The sequence below is a fragment of the Micromonospora parva genome (assembly GCF_040649675.1).
GTDB lineage: Bacteria > Actinomycetota > Actinomycetes > Mycobacteriales > Micromonosporaceae > Micromonospora > Micromonospora parva.
Genome location: NZ_JBEZFX010000017.1, coordinates 22914 through 38381, shown reverse-complemented (window position 1 = coordinate 38381; position 15468 = coordinate 22914). Strand labels below are relative to the sequence as shown.

The window sequence follows — 15468 nt, the reverse complement described above, 5'->3', positions numbered from 1 at the left end:
GCCCCCGGCCCGTCAGGGATGCAGCACGCTGCGCAGACAGCCGTCCTCCTTCTTCTCGAACAGCTCGTACCCGTGGACGCCCTCGTCCAGGGAGAGCGGGTGGGTGGCCAGATAGCCGGGCTCGATCTCGCCGGCGGCGAGCCGGTCGAGCAGCATCGGAATGTAGCGCTGCGCGTGCATCTGTCCCATCCGCAGCACCAGGGCCTTGTTCATGGCCGCGCCGAGCGGAAACTTGTCGACCAGGCCGGCGTAGACACCGACGATGCTCACCGTGCCGCCCTTGCGGCAGGCCATGATCGCCTGCCGGACCGACGTCGGGCGGTCGGTCTGCAACCGGGCCGCCTGCTTCACCCGGTCGTACGCGTAGGTCGGCCCGACGTCGTGCGACTCCATTCCGACGGCCTCGACGCAGGCGTCCGGCCCGCGCCCGGCGGTCAACTCCCGCAGCGCCTCCAACACGTCGGTCTCCGCGTAGTTGATCGTCTCGACCCCGATCCGTTCGGCGGCGGTGGCGAGCCGATCCGGAAACCGGTCGATCATGATGACCCGTTCGGCGCCCAGGAGCTGCGCCGAGCGGGCCGCCATCTGACCGACTCCCCCGGCACCCCAGACGGCCACCACCTCGCCACCGGTCAGCCCGCAGAAGTCCGCCGCCATCCATCCCGTGGGCATCGCGTCGGAGGCGAACACCACCGAGTCGTCCGGCACTCCCTCGGGTACGGCGAATGCGCCGATGTCACCGAACGGCACCCTGATGTACTCGGCGTGCGATCCGGCGTAGCCGCCAGCGGCGTGCGAATACCCCAGGATGCCGGCCGCCGCGTGCCCCCACAGCTTCTCGGTGAACACCGGCTGCGGGTTGGAGTTGTCGCAGAGCGAGTACTGCTCCGTCCGGCAGTACCAACAGCCACCGCAGGCGACCACCGACCCCACCACCACCCGGTCGCCGACCCGGTGCCGCCGTACGCCGGGCCCGGTCTCCACCACCTCGCCCATGAACTCGTGGCCGAGGATGTCCCCCTCCCGCATCGCCGGCAGGTACCCGTTGATCAGGTGCAGGTCGGATCCGCAGACACTGCTGGCCCGGACCCGGACGATGATGTCCCCCTCGGCGCGGATCCGGGGCTCCGGCACGTCCCGGACCGCCAGCTTGCCGACGCCTTCCCAGCAGAGCGCCCTCACGCCCGTCCTCCCGTCATCAACGTCTCCCGCATCCTGTCGGTCCTCTTCTCCTGGGCCCGGCTGCGGCCGGACGGGTCGTCCCGGGTGTCCAACACCTGGCCGCACTCGACCAGCGCCTTCGCCCGCCGCAGCGCGTCCCGCAGCGCCAGGTCCGGTTCGTCGCCGCCGACCAGGCCGACCAACCGGCGCAGCGGGCCGGAGCGGTAGCGCATCTCGGCGCGGATCTCGGTGCCGCGGCCCTGCGGGGCCTCGGCCAGCTCGATTCGCCCCAGCTGCGGCATCGGCCCGTCCTCGACCCGCCACCGCAGCGTGCCCGCCTCCTCGACGGTGATCTCGGCCTGCCACTGCGTCTCACCGGCGGCCCGGTCCCGGGCCACGCACCGCCACCGGCGTTCGTCGAGCTGTCGCAACGTGGCCCAGCCGGCCAGCGCCCGGTCCCGCCGTTCGCGGTCGGCCCAGAAGCCGATCACCTCGTCCCGGGGCCGGTCCACTGTCACTGCGCGACGCACCACGTACCAGCCGTCCTGCCGCTGCGGCTGATGCCGATGCCGGCGGCGGGCCACCGCCCGGCCCACGCCGACCGCCGTCGCCGCGGTGACGCCGAGCAGCGCCCACCTGGTTCCGTTGTTGGTCATCACGTCTCTCTCCTCCACGGAAAACCGGGCATGGACCGCCCTTACGGGCAGCGCTACCCCGGGCCCGGCCGTCGAAACGACCCGGCCGTTTGATCCCCGCGATTGCGGGCACACGCTGCTCGGCACCGGCCGCGGCCCTGTCCGTCACGGAGTTGTCATGTCCCCGTCCAGCCCCACTGGTGACACCCGGCGCGGTGCGCGTCGGCGGGAGGTCGAACACGAGGGCGCCGGCCCGTCGCCGGTCCGTCTGCCGATGACGTACGTCCTGCCGCTGCGCTGGCACTCCGACAACGGCCTGGCCGAGCTGACCGACTACCTGCGCTGGCTGTCCGACCGGGTCGAGGTGCTCGTGGTCGACGGCTCACCTCCGGACCTCTTCGCCCGGCACGCCGACGCCTGGGCGGGGCTGGTCCGGCACCTCCCGCCCGACGTCACCGGTGCCGGTCTCAACGGAAAAGTGGTCGGCGTACGCACCGGGGTACGCGCGGCGGAGCACGAGCACGTGGTGATCGCCGATGACGACGTCCGGTACGACCAGGCTGGGCTGACCGCCGTGCACCTACTGCTCGACGAGGTCGATCTGGTCCGGCCGCAGAACTACTTCGACCCGCTGCCCTGGCACGCCTGGTGGGACACCGGTCGCACGCTGCTCAACCGGGCGCTCGGGGCGGACTACCCGGGCACCCTGGCCGTGCGGCACAGCACCTTCCTCGGCATGGGCGGGTACGACCCGGACGTGCTCTTCGAGAACCTGGAGCTGATCCGCACCGTGCGCGCGTACGGTGGCACCGAGGCCGCCCCGGCCTGGCTGTACGTCCGCCGACTGCCACCGGACGCCGCGCACTTCCGCGGCCAACGGGTCCGTCAGGCGTACGACGATCTGGCGCAGCCGGCGCGCCTGCTGACCGCGCTCGCGGTCCTTCCGGCACTGGCCGCGGCGGTCGCGGCCCGGCGACCCGGGTTGGTGTTCGGCGCGGCGGCCGGCACTGTCGCGCTCGCCGAGGTCGGTCGCCGTCGAGCAGGCGGTGTCGCGGTCTTCCCCGCGACGACGGCGCTGGCGGCACCGCTCTGGCTGCTGGAGCGTGGCGTGTGCGGCTGGCTCGCGGTCGCCCAGCGGTTCCTGCTTGGCGGCGTCCGGTACGGCGACACCCGCATCCGCCGGGCCGCCCACCCGGTCCGGGCCCTGCGCCCACAGGTGGGTGACCGCCCCTGACAGCACGACAGCTCGCGGTCACCGCAGTGGCCGCGAGCTGTCGCAACGGTGGTCGACCCGGTCAGGGGCTGACCTGGTGCCGGGCCTGCTGGGCCTGGTCCTTGACGTCCTGCGCGGCGGACTTGCTGTCGTCCTTGACCGCGTGCACGGCATCCTGAGCGGTGGACTTCACCGACGCGGCGGCCTGCTGGGCCGGCTCGCGCAGTTCTTCCTTCAGCTCGTTCGCGACCGCGCCCAGCTTCTCCGTCACCGCCCCGCTGTGCTCGCTGACCCGCTCCTTGAGCTGGGTCGCGGCCTGCTGCTCACGACGGGAGGCCGGGATCAGCGACGAGGCCAGCCAGCCGACCCCGAACGCGATCAGACCGGCGGCGAGCGGGTTGCCCTGGGACTTCTGCCGGATCACCCGCGGCGCGCTGTGGGCGGCGTCGCTGACGGTGGCCGCCGCCGAGTGCGCGGCGTCGCTGACGCTGGAGGCCGCCGACGAGGCGTGGTCGCCCACCGAGTGGGCGGCCTGGCCGGTGCCGTGGCCGAGGTCAGACGCAGTTCCCATGACCTTGTCCCTCACATTCTGCAGAGCGGAGCGGGCCCGCTGCTTACGGTCGTCGACGATGCGGCTGGGGCTGACCTTGTACGCCAGCGCATCCACATCGGAGCTGAGGCTGTTGCGGGTGGCTTCGATCTCACGGCGGATCTGATCGGGATCGGTGCTCATCGGGTGACTCCCTCCGGGTGTGGCTTGAGCGCGTCGGGGATCCGCTGCACGCTGTCGTTGGTCTGCTTGAGCCCGCGTACGTGCTGGGCGTTCTTCTTGGCCGCCGAGTAGAGGACGGCGGCGACCACGGCCCAGATCACGGCCACGATCAGCGCGGCCAGACCGGAGTCCATGACGTTGTCCAGGAACTGCCACACGGCGATGGACACGAAGAGAGCCACCATGTAGCCGCCGAAGCCGGCACCGCCGAAGAGGCCCGCGGCCTTGCCGGCCTTCTTGCCCTCCTGGCGGATCTCGGCCTTGGCCAGCTCGACCTCCTGACGCATCAGCGTCGACAGGTCGGTGGTGACCTGACGCATCAGGTCGCCGAGCGAGCTGTTCTTCACCTCCGCGTCGGTGTGCGGGGCCCCCGCGGTGGGGTGGTAACCGGAGTCCAGGCCGGACCCCTGCGTCGGCATGCTCATGCCGTCGTCTCCCTTCGGATGACTCGGCGGCTCACGGGCGCGGGTTGCCGCTGGACGGCACGCCCGGCAGCGGGTCGGTCTGGGTCACCGGCGGCAGCGGCTGACCGGTGCCGGAGTGCTCCGGGTGGTCGCCCCGGCCGGGCTCGGCGTAACCACCGGACGCCGGGTCGGCGTAGCCGGCAGCCGTCTGGTCGGCGTAGCCACCGGACGTCGGCGGGGTGTGCGTGCCGGGGGTCGGGTCGAGGTAGCCACCGGCCGGAACGGCGTCCGGCACCGCGCGAGGCGCCGGCGGCGGCGTCGGGATCACCGCGGTCTGCTCCGGGTCGTACGCGCCGGCACCCCGGTAGCCGGCGGAACCGTTGCCGGAGTCGTCACCCGCCGCCGAGATGCCACGGGTCAACCGACCCGCCAGCACACCGAGGACCGCCGCGCCGACCAGGAAGGTGCCCGGGTTGCGCCGCGCGTAGTCGCGGACCTCGGTGACGAGGTCACCGGGCTGGCGCTCCTCGAGCCAGCCGGCCACACCGTGCACCCGGTCGGCGGCCTGGCGGGCCAGCTCGGTCACCGGGCCGGCCTGGCCACCCTGCTCGGCCATCGAGCGCATCTCGTCGGCCAGCGAACGCAGCCCACCGGCCGCCTTGCGCTGCTGCTCACCGGTCTGGCTGGCGAGCTGGTTGCGAGCCTCGCCGTACAGGTTGCGGGCCTGCCGGGCCGCCTCACGGCCGACCTCGGTGCCCTGCTCCTTGGCGGTCTGGGCGACCGCACCGCCGGCCTGCGCGGCCTCCGACCCGACCTGGCGCGCCTGGTCGCGGACGCCGCCGCCGTTGGTCGAGGGCTGCCCGTACGTGGAGGAGGTCGGTGAAAGATCGTAAGTCATGATTTCCCTTCCGCTCAGCAAGTCGTCGCGGTATGTGCTGGGGGGATGCGGCGCGATGTTGCCGCCGCTGACCATTGACCTACCCTGCGTTTCGGCTTCCATACCTCTTCGTGCATTTCTCTGCGCGGCCCACCGGATGAACTTCAAAATGGAGGATCGTCGGGCTGCGTCACGTCGCCGCTGCGGACAGTGAGGTTCGCGAGGCCGACAGATCCACGGAGGGGGCAGCGATGGCACGAGGCGCACGAGGCGGTCGGGCGGCCGGTCCCCGACCCCGCGTCCAGCTGGCCGCACTGGTCGTGGCCGGGGTCTTCCTGCTGATCGGTGTCCTCGGCTTCATCCCCGGCATCACCACCGACTACGGCGAGCTGAGGTTCGCCGGGCACCACTCGGACGCCCGCCTGCTCGGGCTGTTCCAGGTGTCGATCCTGCACAACGCGGTGCACCTGCTCTTCGGGCTGGCTGGCCTGGTGCTGGCCCGCAGCATCGCCGGCGCCCGCGTGTTCCTGGCCGCCGGCGGCGCGATCTACCTCGCCCTCTGGCTGTACGGCCTGGCCATCGAGGCGGTCAACCCGGAAGGCGGGGCGAACATCCTGCCGGTCAACGACGCCGACAACTGGCTGCACCTCGCGCTCGGCTTCGGGATGCTGGCGCTCGGGCTGCTGCTGTCGAACCAGGCGGGCACCGGTGGACGCCTGGACAGCCCCGCTGAACGGCGCTGACCTGGCGCTCTTTGTTTCGCCGCCAGGCAAACAGGGGTAATCGACCGGCGAAGGAGGTGCGATCATGCCTCGTTGGCTGCGTGACAACGCCCTGGCGGTCGCCATGCTGGGCGCGTTCCTGGTCTTCCTCGTGTTGCAGAGCGTCTTCGGCTGGCAGACCCACAACGAGGAGCTGACCGAGTTCGGGGCCGCACCGCTGAGCTGGCCGGCGTACCTGACCAGCGGGCACTTCGCCGAGGCGGTCTTCGAGAACTGGGAGTCGGAGTTCCTCCAGATGGGCGGCTACGTACTGCTCACCGCGTACCTGGTGCAGCGGGGCTCGGCCGAGTCCAAGCCGGTGGACCAGACCGACCGGCCGGAGGACGACGAGCGCCGCGCGACCCCGCAGTCACCCTGGCCGGTCCGCGTCGGCGGCCTGCCGTTGGTGGTCTACCGGAACAGCCTCTCCATCGCGCTGCTGCTGATCTTCGCCGGTTCCTTCGTCGGTCACCTGCTCGGTGGCACCGCCGCCTACAACCAGGAGCAGGCGCTCCAGAGCGGCGCGCCGCCGATCGGGGTGTGGGAGTTCCTCGGCACCAGCGACTTCTGGTTCCAGTCGATGCAGAACTGGCAGAGCGAGTTCCTCGCTGTGGGCGCGCTGATCCTGCTGAGCATCGTGCTGCGCCAGCACGCCTCGCCGGAGTCGAAGCCGGTGACCGTCGCGCACGCCAGCACCGGCGCCTGAGGGGGCGACGCGGCAGTCAGGCCGCGACCGGCAGCCGCTTGGCGAAACAGACGCTGTACGGGTTGCCCACGTACTCGCCGTAGACCGGGATCTGCTGGTAGCCACACGAGGTGTACAGCGCGATCGCCGCCGGCAGGTAGGTGCCCGTCTCCAGGCAGACCACCGAGTGCCCCTGCCGGAACGCGCACTCCTCCAACGCGGCGAGCAACTGACGACCGATCCCCCGCCCCCGGTACGCGGGCCGGACGTACATCCGCTTGACCTCGCCGGTCTCGGCGTCGAGCGCCTGGAGCCCACCGCAGGCCACCGCCCGACCGTTCACCACCACCGCCAGGTAGCGGACGTCGTCGTGCGGCATGAAGACCTGCCCGTCCAACCCGCCATCGGCCTCGCGCAGCTCACGCTGCTGCGCGGTGACCATGGCGGCGATCTCCGGATCGATGGCAGGCCGGGACTCGATCAGCATCACCCCACGCTAGGACGCGCCGATTTCGCGAAGGTTTCCGGAAATCAACCCCATCACGGAGCGCAACGAACTACTCGGCGTCGTCCTCGTCCTCGTCGTCGGGGTCGTCGGACGCGTCCGCGCCCACCTCGTCCGCCGACCGCACCCGACGAGCCTTGCGGGCCGCGAGCCGATCCGCGGCGGAGGCCCGGTTCGACTTCTCTTCCAGGCGGACGTCGGTGCCCCGGTTGCCGGGTACGAACTCCACGCCGGCGAAGAGCGTCGGCTGCCAGTCGAACTCGCGCACGCCGATCCGGACCAGATCACCGGGCTGCGCGCCGGCCTTGGCCAGCTTGTCCTCCACCCCGAGCCGGGCCAGCCGGTCAGCCAGGTAGCCGACCGCCTCGTCGTTGTCGAAGTTGGTCTGCTTGACCCAGCGTTCCGGGCGGACACCGCGCACGGTGAACGAGCCGTCCGCCTCGGCCGTGATGGTGAAACCGTCGTCGTCCACGGCGATCGGGCGGATCACGATCCGGGTCGGCTCGGCGGGCGGCGCGGCCTTGCGCTCTGCCTCTACCAGCTCGGCCATCGCGTAGGTCAGCTCCTTGAGCCCTTCCCGGGTGGCCGCGGAGACCTCGAACACCCGGTAACCGCGCTCCTCCAGGTCGGGACGCACGATCTCGGCGAGGTCGCGGCCGTCCGGCACGTCGACCTTGTTGACGGCGACCAGCCGGGGGCGGTCGGCCAGGCCGCCGTACTGGCTCAGCTCGGCCTCGATGGCGTCGATGTCGGCCACCGGGTCACGGCCCGGCTCCAACGTCGCCGAGTCGATGACGTGCACCAACACCGCGCAGCGCTCGATGTGCCGCAGGAACTCCAGGCCCAGGCCCTTGCCGGTGGCCGCGCCGGGGATCAGGCCCGGCACGTCAGCGACGGTGAAGGTGTGGTTGTCCATCCGGACCACACCGAGGTTGGGCACCAGGGTGGTGAACGGGTAGTCGGCGATCTTCGGCTTCGCGGCGGAGATCACCGAGATCAGCGACGACTTACCGGCGGACGGGAAGCCCACCAGGCCCACATCGGCGACGCTCTTCAGCTCCAGCACGATGTCGAGTTGGTCGCCGGGCTCCCCCAGCTCGGCGAAGCCGGGCGCCTTGCGCTTGGCGTTGGCCAGCGAGGCGTTGCCGCGCCCGCCGCGCCCGCCGCGCGCGACCTCGAAGGTGGTGCCGGCGCCGACCATGTCGGCCAGCACAGTGCCGTCGGTGGTCTGCACCACGGTGCCGTTGGGCACCTTGAGCACCAGGTTGTGGCCGTTGGCCCCGTCCCGGTTCGAGCCGGCACCGCCCTTGCCGTTGTCGGCCTTGACGTGCGGGTGGAAGTGGAAGTCGAGCAGCGTGGTCACCTGCGGGTCGACCACCAGGGACACGCTGCCGCCGTGTCCGCCGTTGCCGCCGTCCGGCCCGCCGAAGGGCTTGAACTTCTCGCGGTGGATCGAGACACAACCGTGCCCGCCATCGCCGGCCTGCAGATGCAGAACGACCCGGTCAACGAACGTTGCCACGGCGTCAATCCTTCCAGCGAGGTCCACCCCCGCACTTCGCGAAAAAGGCTAAGCGGGCCGGGACCCGGAGGTCCGCGGCCCGCTTAAGCCCGAGAACTACTGCTGCGGAACGATGCTGACGGTCTTGCGACCGCGCTTGGTGCCGAACAGGACCGCACCGGCGGACAGCGCGAACAGCGTGTCGTCGCCGCCACGGCCGACCAGGTCACCGGGGTGGAACTTGGTGCCACGCTGCCGGATGATGATCTCACCGGCGCTGACAACCTGACCACCGAAGCGCTTCACGCCGAGTCGCTGGGCCGCGGAGTCACGACCGTTACGCGAGCTGGACGCACCCTTTTTGTGAGCCATTGGAGGACGACCTACTTCCCGCTGGAGATGCCGGTCACCTTGACCTGGGTCAACGGCTGGCGGTGACCCTGGCGCTTGTGGTAGCCGGTCTTGTTCTTGAACTTGTGGATCCGGATCTTCGGGCCCTTGGTGTGCGCGGCGATTTCGCCGGACACCGCGACCTCGGCAAGCTTTGCCGCGTCGGTCACCAGGTCGTCACCGTCGACGAGGAGCACCGCGGTGAGCTTCACCGCGTCACCGGGGGCACCGGTGAGCTTCTCGACCTCGATCACGTCGCCCTCGGCGACCTTGTACTGCTTGCCGCCGGTCTTGACGATCGCGTACATCGGAGGCGGACTCCCTGTCGTTGAGGCTGCTGGCGGTCGTCCCCGCAGCGGCTCGCCGGGTAGCAGTGCACGGCGGCGCGGGCACACGGGAACTCGGCACACCAAAGGTGGGCCGCAGGCAAGAGTACGCCATTGCCGGCCCGGACCCCAAACCGGCCCGCCCTGGTCAGCGCGCGCAGAGCCGGTCGAGGCGCTGCTGAAGCCGGCCGGGTTCGCCATCGTCGATCGACCCGACGTCGACCCCGCGCGCGCGAACCTCGGCCCGACTCCGGTGAGCAGGGTCGTGAGCTGCGGATCGTCGGCCCACTCCGACCGCCCCCGCCGCACGGTCCGTCAGTCGACCAGCGCCGCCCCGGCCCGCCGCCGGGCAGCCCTCGGTCGTACGGCCGTCCCCGGCGCCCACCGCCGCGAGCGGCGGGTCCCGCTCCGGCAGGTCCACACGGCAGCGGGGCCGGCGGGCCGCCTGCGCGGCGGCGCGAACCTGGGTGGTGTCGCCAGCTGACCGCAACGGCAAGGTCCCTCTCCCGGGCACTGTGCCAGGGAGAGGGACCTTGTCAACGCACGTGGCCGGTCAGGTGCTCAGGGGCGGGTCCGCCGACGGGCGCCACCCCGACGCGACCGACGACGGCCGCCACCGCCGTCGGTGCTCTCCTCGTCGCCCTCACCGTCAGCGAGCGCGTCCGGGTCGTCCGCCGCGGCCAGCCGAGCCGACTCGCCCTGTTGGGCGTCGGAGATCGCCGGCGCGGCCGGGGTGTCCGACTCGTAGCGGGACAGGTCGTAGCCCATGGTGTCCTGGTAGTCGGCGTCCGGTTCAGGGCTGGAATCGGTGTCGACGACCTCGACCACGGTCCGCTCGGCCGCCGCCGGGGCGTTCTTGCGGGCCCGCCGGCGGGACGACGTGGCGCCCTGCTCGGCCGCCGGAGCGGGAGCCACCGACGCGGCGACCGCCTTGACCTTCTCTCCCGCACCGGCGGGGCGCGGCTTCTCCGGCACCGGCTCGGTGTGGATGATGACGCCCCGGCCCTTGCAGCACTCGCAGGTCTCGCTGAACGCCTCCAGCAGGCCCGCGCCGATCCGCTTCCGGGTCATCTGCACCAGACCGAGCGAGGTGATCTCGGTGACCTGGTGCTTGGTGCGGTCCCGGCCCAGGCACTCGGTGAGCCGACGCAGCACCAGCTCACGGTTCGACTCCAGCACCATGTCGATGAAGTCGATCACCACGATGCCGCCGATGTCGCGCAGCCGGAGCTGACGGACGATCTCCTCCGCCGCCTCCAGGTTGTTGCGGGTGACGGTCTCCTCCAGGTTGCCCCCGGAGCCGGTGTACTTGCCGGTGTTGACGTCGACGACAGTCATCGCCTCGGTGCGGTCGATCACCAGCGAGCCACCGGAGGGCAGGAAGACCTTGCGGTCCAGGCCCTTGATGATCTGCTCGTCGATCCGGTACTCGGCGAAGACGTCACTCGTGCCGACGTGCCGGCGGACCCGGTCGACCAGGTCAGGAGAAACGTGCGACAGGTACGACTCGACCATGTCGTACGACTGCTCGCCCTCGATCACCAGCTCGCGGAAGTCCTCGTTGAACAGGTCCCGGACCACCCGGATGACCAGGTCGGGCTCCCCGTAGAGCAGCACCGGAGCACCACCCTCGGCGGCCTTGGCCTGGATGTCCTCCCACTGCGCCTGGAGCCGCTTGACGTCACGGGCCAGCTCGTCCTCGGTGGCGCCCTCGGCGGCCGTCCGGACGATCACGCCCGCGCCGTCCGGGACCAGCTTCTTGAGCACGTCCCGCAGCCGCTTACGCTCGTTGTCCGGCAGCTTGCGGCTGATCCCGGAGGCGTTGCCGTTGGGTACGTAGACCAGGTGCCGACCCGAGAGCGCGATGTGGCTGGTCAGCCGTGCGCCCTTGTGCCCGATCGGGTCCTTGGTGACCTGGACCAGCACCGAGTCGCCGGAGCGCAGCGCCTGCTCGATCGAGCGGGCCCGCCCCTCCAGCCCGGAGGTGTCCCAGTTGACCTCACCGGCGTACAGCACCGCGTTGCGGCCCCGGCCGACGTCGACGAACGCGGCCTCCATGCTCGGCAGCACGTTCTGCACCTTGCCGAGGTACACGTTGCCGGCCATGGTCGCGGAAGAGTTGCGGGTGACGTAGTGCTCGACCAGCACCCCGTCCTCCAGAACGGCGATCTGGGTACGGTCACCGCGCTGGCGGACCGCCATCACCCGGTCGACGGCCTCCCGGCGCGCCAGGAACTCCGACTCGCTGAGGATCGGCGGGCGGGTACGGCGCTGCTCCCGGCCGTCGCGGCGGCGCTGGCGCTTGGCCTCCAGCCGGGTCGAGCCGGACACACCCTGCACCTCGTCGACGGTGCGGCGCGGCTCGCGGATCTTCACCACGGTGGGCACGCCGTCGTCCGCGGCGCCCTCGGTGTCACCGGCGCCACGACGGCGGCGACGACGGCGACGACGGGTCAGGCCGTCCCCGCCCTCGGACTCCTCGTCCTCGTCACCCTCGGTCTCGGCCTCGGCGGTCTCTTCCTCGTCGGTCTGTGCCGCCTCCTCGGACTCCTCGTCCTCGGCGTCGTCGGCCCCGCCCTTGCCCCGGCCGCGACCCCGACGACCACGCCGGCGGCGACGGCGCGCGGCGGCGCTGTCCTCGTCGTCCTCATCCGCCTCGGTGGCCTCGTCGGCCTCCTCGGTCGGCTCCTCTTCGGCCTCGATCGCCTCGATCGGCTCCACCGGCTCGACCTCGCGGCGGCCACGTCGACGGCGACGGGACGGCTCGGCAGCTTCCTCGACGGCCGGCTCCTCGGCCGCCGCGGCGGGCTCCACCGGTCGGGTCACCGGCACCGCGTCCGGCTGGGGTGCCATGAACAGCACTGTGGGCGCGGAGAGCGCAGCCCGCCGACGACGGGTACGCGGCTGCTCCGGCTCGATCTCGGCGGGCTCGTTCGGCTCGTCCGTCACACCGGACACGGCCACGCCCGGTGCCACGTCGCCGGCGCGCTCCTGCGGGCCACTGCTCCAGGCCAGCTCGGCGGCGGACGTGCTCGGGAGGGCCGGGGAGTCGGTCAACTCGGCCTCGGCCTCGCGCAGGTCGGACTCCGCCGGCTCCTCGACGACCGGCTCTTCGACGACCGGCTCTTCGACGACCGGCTCTTCGACGGCCGGCTCTTCGACGGCCGGCTCCTCGACGGCGGCGGCCGGCTGCTCGGTGGCGGGCGGCTCCTCGACGGCGGCGGGCGTGGCCTTCTTGCGCCGGGTACGGGTCACCTTGACCGGCGGAACCACCTCGGCCGAGGCCGCCTCCGCGGAGGCGGCGACCAGCGGCTCCTCAGCGGTCGTCTCGACGGCGGTGGCCTTGCGGCGACGCCGGGGGGTCTTCGGAGCGACGTCCTGGTCGCCGGAGATCGGTGCGAAGACCTCCGCCTGCGGTGCTTCGGCACTGCCGGCACCACCGGTGGACGCCTCGACCGGGGCGTCGGTCTGCTCCGGCTGGTTGAGCGGGGCGGCCCGGCGACGGGTCGCCCGGGTGCGCCGCACCGGCGCGGCCGGCTCGGCGGCCTCGGGAGCGCTCTGGGCGCCGGCTGGTTCCACCGAGGCCGAACCGACCTCGGTGGTGGGGGGCGCGACAGCGGCGCCGTCGGCAGTGCTGCTCTGGTCGGCGGTCTCGCCGGCCGGCTGTGAACCGGTCCGTTCGCCGCCCTCGGGCTCGTTCTCGAGCATGGACGTTCTCCAGTTCTGGCTACCCCGGGCGCGGGTGAGCGCTGCCACGCAGGGTCGCCGCAAAAGTGTTTCCGCCGGGCGCGCGTGGTGCGCGACCGCCGAAGTCTGCCTGCCAGAGCACGGACCGTCGGTCAGTGCCCAACGATGGCTGCCCCGTCGCGGTCCGCATCCAACGGATCCACGATCGCACCCTGCGCGGTCAACGTGCCCTGAGCCAGCCGGGTCACCCTCGGCGAAACCGGCGGCTCCAGGTCGGCCACCACGCGGAGGCCGGAAAGGACGTCATCGGGCCGTACGGACGGGGTGACCTGCCGCACGACCAGTTCGAGTATCGCACACGGTACGGCCGGTGCCCCGGAAGGCGTCGGCGTAGGTAGTTGGACATCGATCGATATCACGGCGGCGCGGGCGTCGAAAGTACGTCGCCCCTGCTTGGTCATCCGCTCGACCAGCACCTCCTCGGCCGCGACGAAGGCGTCCACGGCGGCGCGCAGCACCGCCGGGTCGACCTCGGGCAACTCGATGTACCAGCGCGACGCCTCGATCCGCTCCGGCAGGTTGCCGCCCTCGGCGATCACAGCGTCCAGGACGTCCAGCCCCGGCGAGAGCGCGGCGTCCAACGCGGCGCGCAGCGCCTCCGGGTCGACAGCGGCCTGCAGGGCGATCTCCAGGTACTCCGCCTCGCTGGCCACCCCGGTGGGCGCGGCGCTGGCGTAGGAGATCTTCGGGTGCGGGTGGAAACCCTGCGAGAAGGCGACCGGCACGGCGGCCCGGCGTAGCGCGCGCTCGAACGCCCGGGCGAAGTCCCGGTGCGAGGTGAATCGCAGCGGCCCGCGCTTGGCGTACCGGATGCGGACGCGCTGGACGACCGGTGCCTGGCCGCCCTCGGGTTGAGGCTTCTTGGCGATCGTGGGCTCCTCGGGTGTACCTGCGTGTCCGCCCATCCTGGCGCAGAGCCCGTGGCGGTACGCAGCCGGGGCAGCCGAATGGCCCCGGCAGACGGGTGCAAACCGGTCAGCAGGGGCGCGACCACCCGGTGCGAATGCCGATGGCCGGCCGGTGACCCGGAGGTCACCAGCCGGCCATCACGATCGGGACCGGTTACCGCTCTGTCGGCGGGACCGGCGGTGGCCCGCCCGGCGGGCCGTAACCGGACGGCGGGCCGTAGCCGGGAGGAGGTGCGTAGCCGGAGGGCTGGCCGTGGCCGGGTGGCGGCGGGTAGCCGGGAGGAGGTGCGTAGCCGGAGGGCTGGCCGTAGTACGCGTCCGGCGACGGAGGTGCGCCAGGGGTCACCCGGTCGAGCACCTCGTCCGGGATCTGGGCTGCTCGGGCCGCCTCCCGCCGGTAGCGCCGCCGGTTCCAGATGAGGAACACCGCCAGCCCCAGCAGCAACACCAGCACCACGGCGATGCCGATGCCCACCACCATCACCTGCTGGTCGGTCGGACCACCGCGGTCACCGTGCTGGGTGACGTCGAACTCCTCGTCCGCACCCCCGGTACGGGCCGGGCCGCCGGTGCCGGCCGGGTCCGGATCGGTCGCGGCGGCCGGACCGAGCAGCGGGTTGCTGGTGACCGGCGGCACGTTGGCGGTCAGCGCCTTCATCGGGTCGATCACCCCGAAGCCGTACTGCGGATCCCGTCCGGACGGGCCGGCGTCCCGGGCGGTCCGGATGATCCGGTTGATCACGCTCGGAGCGCTGAGGTCCGGGTACTTCGCCCGGATCAGCGCGGCCAGGCCGGAGACGATCGCGCTGGAATCGGAGGTCCCGTCGCCCCAGCCGTAGCCCGCCTCGTTGGTGATGTTGTAGACGCTGTCGCCCGGAGCGGCGACCACCGCCTCCGGCCCCCGGACGGAGCCGGACCAGAACTTGCCACCCTTTGTCGTCCCGGTCACCGCGATCACGCCCGGGGTATTCGCCGGGCTGCTCACTGTGTTTCTGCCGTTGGCGGTGTTGCCGGCGGAGCCGACCACGACGACGTCATGGTCCAGCGCGTACTTGATCGCGCTCGCCTCCTGAGGGCTGGCCATGCCCGGGCCACCGAAGGACATGTTGATCACCTTGGCGCCGCCGTCGACGGCCATCCGGATGCCGAGGGCGACCGCGGCCTCGCTGTTGCTCCCGGTGCCCTTGCGCAGCTTGATGGGCAGGACCTTCGCGCCGGGAGCGATGCCGTCCACACCGTCGGAGCCACCCTTCGCCGCGATGATGCCGGCGATGTGCGTGCCGTGCCCGTCCTCGTCGGCCCGGCCGTCGCCGGCCGCGCCGTAGCTGCGACCACCCGCAAGCACCTGGCCACGCAGGTCGGGGTGGCTGGCCTCGACGCCACTGTCGAGCACGGCCACGACCACGCCCCGCCCGGTCGAGACCTTGTGCACCTGGTCGATCCGCAGCTCGTCCAGATACCACTGCTCGGCCCGCCGAGGCGCGGCGGCCGCCGGCTGGGCGACCCCCGCCACCAGGAACCCCGCCAACAGACAGGCGACTACCGGCCGGAGGCTTCCGACGTTCACCCTCATCCGTCCATCC

Annotated in this window: 15 protein-coding genes; 3 read left to right on the top strand and 12 right to left on the bottom strand. The window is 72.0% G+C overall.

Annotated features, from left to right (window positions below):
- Window positions 1-12 precede the first annotated feature (12 nt).
- Complete coding sequence (locus AB0C03_RS30390; RefSeq protein WP_210860857.1) at window positions 13-1182, bottom strand: zinc-dependent alcohol dehydrogenase; 1170 nt, start codon at window positions 1180-1182, stop codon at window positions 13-15.
- Window positions 1179-1817, bottom strand: coding sequence for an SRPBCC family protein (locus AB0C03_RS30385; RefSeq protein ID WP_357640610.1), 639 nt, complete (start codon window positions 1815-1817; stop codon window positions 1179-1181). The genes AB0C03_RS30390 and AB0C03_RS30385 overlap by 4 nt, the downstream gene beginning before the upstream one ends.
- 157 nt (window positions 1818-1974) lie before the next feature.
- On the opposite strand from AB0C03_RS30385, the gene AB0C03_RS30380 reads away from it, so the two are divergent.
- Complete coding sequence (locus AB0C03_RS30380; protein ID WP_357640607.1) at window positions 1975-3030, top strand: glycosyltransferase family 2 protein; 1056 nt, start codon at window positions 1975-1977, stop codon at window positions 3028-3030.
- A gap of 61 nt (window positions 3031-3091) precedes the next feature.
- Here AB0C03_RS30380 and AB0C03_RS30375 read toward each other — a convergent pair whose 3' ends face one another.
- From AB0C03_RS30375 to AB0C03_RS30365, 3 genes are read right to left on the bottom strand one after another with little or no spacing between them, the layout of a single operon-like run.
- On the bottom strand, window positions 3092-3742 hold the full coding sequence (locus AB0C03_RS30375; protein WP_030336548.1) for a DUF3618 domain-containing protein: 651 nt from the start codon (window positions 3740-3742) through the stop codon (window positions 3092-3094).
- Window positions 3739-4206, bottom strand: coding sequence for a phage holin family protein (locus tag AB0C03_RS30370; RefSeq protein WP_030336550.1), 468 nt, complete (start codon window positions 4204-4206; stop codon window positions 3739-3741). The genes AB0C03_RS30375 and AB0C03_RS30370 overlap by 4 nt, the downstream gene beginning before the upstream one ends.
- A gap of 31 nt (window positions 4207-4237) precedes the next feature.
- Window positions 4238-5083, bottom strand: a complete 846-nt coding sequence (locus tag AB0C03_RS30365) for a hypothetical protein (RefSeq protein ID WP_030336552.1) — start codon at window positions 5081-5083, stop codon at window positions 4238-4240.
- A gap of 230 nt (window positions 5084-5313) precedes the next feature.
- Here AB0C03_RS30365 and AB0C03_RS30360 point away from each other — a divergent pair, with 230 nt between their 5' ends.
- Together AB0C03_RS30360 and AB0C03_RS30355 are read left to right on the top strand one after the other, a co-directional pair.
- A complete protein-coding gene (locus tag AB0C03_RS30360; protein ID WP_030336554.1) occupies window positions 5314-5805 on the top strand; it encodes a DUF4383 domain-containing protein in 492 nt (163 codons plus the stop codon).
- Window positions 5806-5869: 64 nt separating this feature from the next.
- Complete coding sequence (locus AB0C03_RS30355) at window positions 5870-6529, top strand: DUF6766 family protein (RefSeq protein ID WP_030336555.1); 660 nt, start codon at window positions 5870-5872, stop codon at window positions 6527-6529.
- Between the two features lie 16 nt (window positions 6530-6545).
- Here the strand turns inward: AB0C03_RS30355 and AB0C03_RS30350 are convergent, their stop codons facing one another.
- The 7 genes from AB0C03_RS30350 to mycP form a co-directional block, all read right to left on the bottom strand.
- Complete coding sequence (locus tag AB0C03_RS30350; RefSeq protein WP_030336557.1) at window positions 6546-6995, bottom strand: GNAT family N-acetyltransferase; 450 nt, start codon at window positions 6993-6995, stop codon at window positions 6546-6548.
- A gap of 70 nt (window positions 6996-7065) precedes the next feature.
- Window positions 7066-8535, bottom strand: a complete 1470-nt coding sequence (gene obgE / locus AB0C03_RS30345; protein WP_030336558.1) for a GTPase ObgE — start codon at window positions 8533-8535, stop codon at window positions 7066-7068.
- Window positions 8536-8631: 96 nt separating this feature from the next.
- Window positions 8632-8886, bottom strand: coding sequence for a 50S ribosomal protein L27 (gene rpmA, locus AB0C03_RS30340; RefSeq protein WP_007464062.1), 255 nt, complete (start codon window positions 8884-8886; stop codon window positions 8632-8634).
- Between the two features lie 11 nt (window positions 8887-8897).
- On the bottom strand, window positions 8898-9212 hold the full coding sequence (rplU, locus tag AB0C03_RS30335; RefSeq protein ID WP_007464063.1) for a 50S ribosomal protein L21: 315 nt from the start codon (window positions 9210-9212) through the stop codon (window positions 8898-8900).
- Between the two features lie 579 nt (window positions 9213-9791).
- Entirely contained in the window at window positions 9792-12938 is a 3147-nt protein-coding gene (locus AB0C03_RS30330) for an Rne/Rng family ribonuclease (protein WP_357640599.1), read from the bottom strand.
- 131 nt (window positions 12939-13069) lie between these two features.
- Window positions 13070-13882 carry a TIGR03936 family radical SAM-associated protein gene (locus AB0C03_RS30325; RefSeq protein WP_081884033.1) on the bottom strand — a complete coding sequence of 271 codons (813 nt, stop codon included), beginning with the start codon at window positions 13880-13882 and terminating at the stop codon, window positions 13070-13072.
- A 157-nt stretch (window positions 13883-14039) separates the two neighbouring features.
- Complete coding sequence (gene mycP, locus AB0C03_RS30320) at window positions 14040-15458, bottom strand: type VII secretion-associated serine protease mycosin (protein WP_210858160.1); 1419 nt, start codon at window positions 15456-15458, stop codon at window positions 14040-14042.
- Between the last annotated feature and the right edge of the window lie 10 nt (window positions 15459-15468).

Bases quoted from the DNA above. Each gene is read 5' to 3' on its own strand.
- AB0C03_RS30385 (WP_357640610.1), bottom strand. From the start codon at position 1,817: ATGACCAACAACGGAACCAGGTGGGCGCTGCTCGGCGTCACCGCGGCG.
- AB0C03_RS30380 (WP_357640607.1), top strand. From the start codon at position 1,975: ATGTCCCCGTCCAGCCCCACTGGTGACACCCGGCGCGGTGCGCGTCGG.
- AB0C03_RS30375 (WP_030336548.1), bottom strand. From the start codon at position 3,742: ATGAGCACCGATCCCGATCAGATCCGCCGTGAGATCGAAGCCACCCGC.
- AB0C03_RS30370 (WP_030336550.1), bottom strand. From the start codon at position 4,206: ATGAGCATGCCGACGCAGGGGTCCGGCCTGGACTCCGGTTACCACCCC.
- AB0C03_RS30365 (WP_030336552.1), bottom strand. From the start codon at position 5,083: ATGACTTACGATCTTTCACCGACCTCCTCCACGTACGGGCAGCCCTCG.
- AB0C03_RS30360 (WP_030336554.1), top strand. From the start codon at position 5,314: ATGGCACGAGGCGCACGAGGCGGTCGGGCGGCCGGTCCCCGACCCCGC.
- AB0C03_RS30355 (WP_030336555.1), top strand. From the start codon at position 5,870: ATGCCTCGTTGGCTGCGTGACAACGCCCTGGCGGTCGCCATGCTGGGC.
- AB0C03_RS30350 (WP_030336557.1), bottom strand. From the start codon at position 6,995: ATGCTGATCGAGTCCCGGCCTGCCATCGATCCGGAGATCGCCGCCATG.
- rpmA (WP_007464062.1), bottom strand. From the start codon at position 8,886: ATGGCTCACAAAAAGGGTGCGTCCAGCTCGCGTAACGGTCGTGACTCC.
- rplU (WP_007464063.1), bottom strand. From the start codon at position 9,212: ATGTACGCGATCGTCAAGACCGGCGGCAAGCAGTACAAGGTCGCCGAG.
- AB0C03_RS30330 (WP_357640599.1), bottom strand. From the start codon at position 12,938: ATGCTCGAGAACGAGCCCGAGGGCGGCGAACGGACCGGTTCACAGCCG.
- AB0C03_RS30325 (WP_081884033.1), bottom strand. From the start codon at position 13,882: ATGGGCGGACACGCAGGTACACCCGAGGAGCCCACGATCGCCAAGAAG.
- mycP (WP_210858160.1), bottom strand. From the start codon at position 15,458: ATGAGGGTGAACGTCGGAAGCCTCCGGCCGGTAGTCGCCTGTCTGTTG.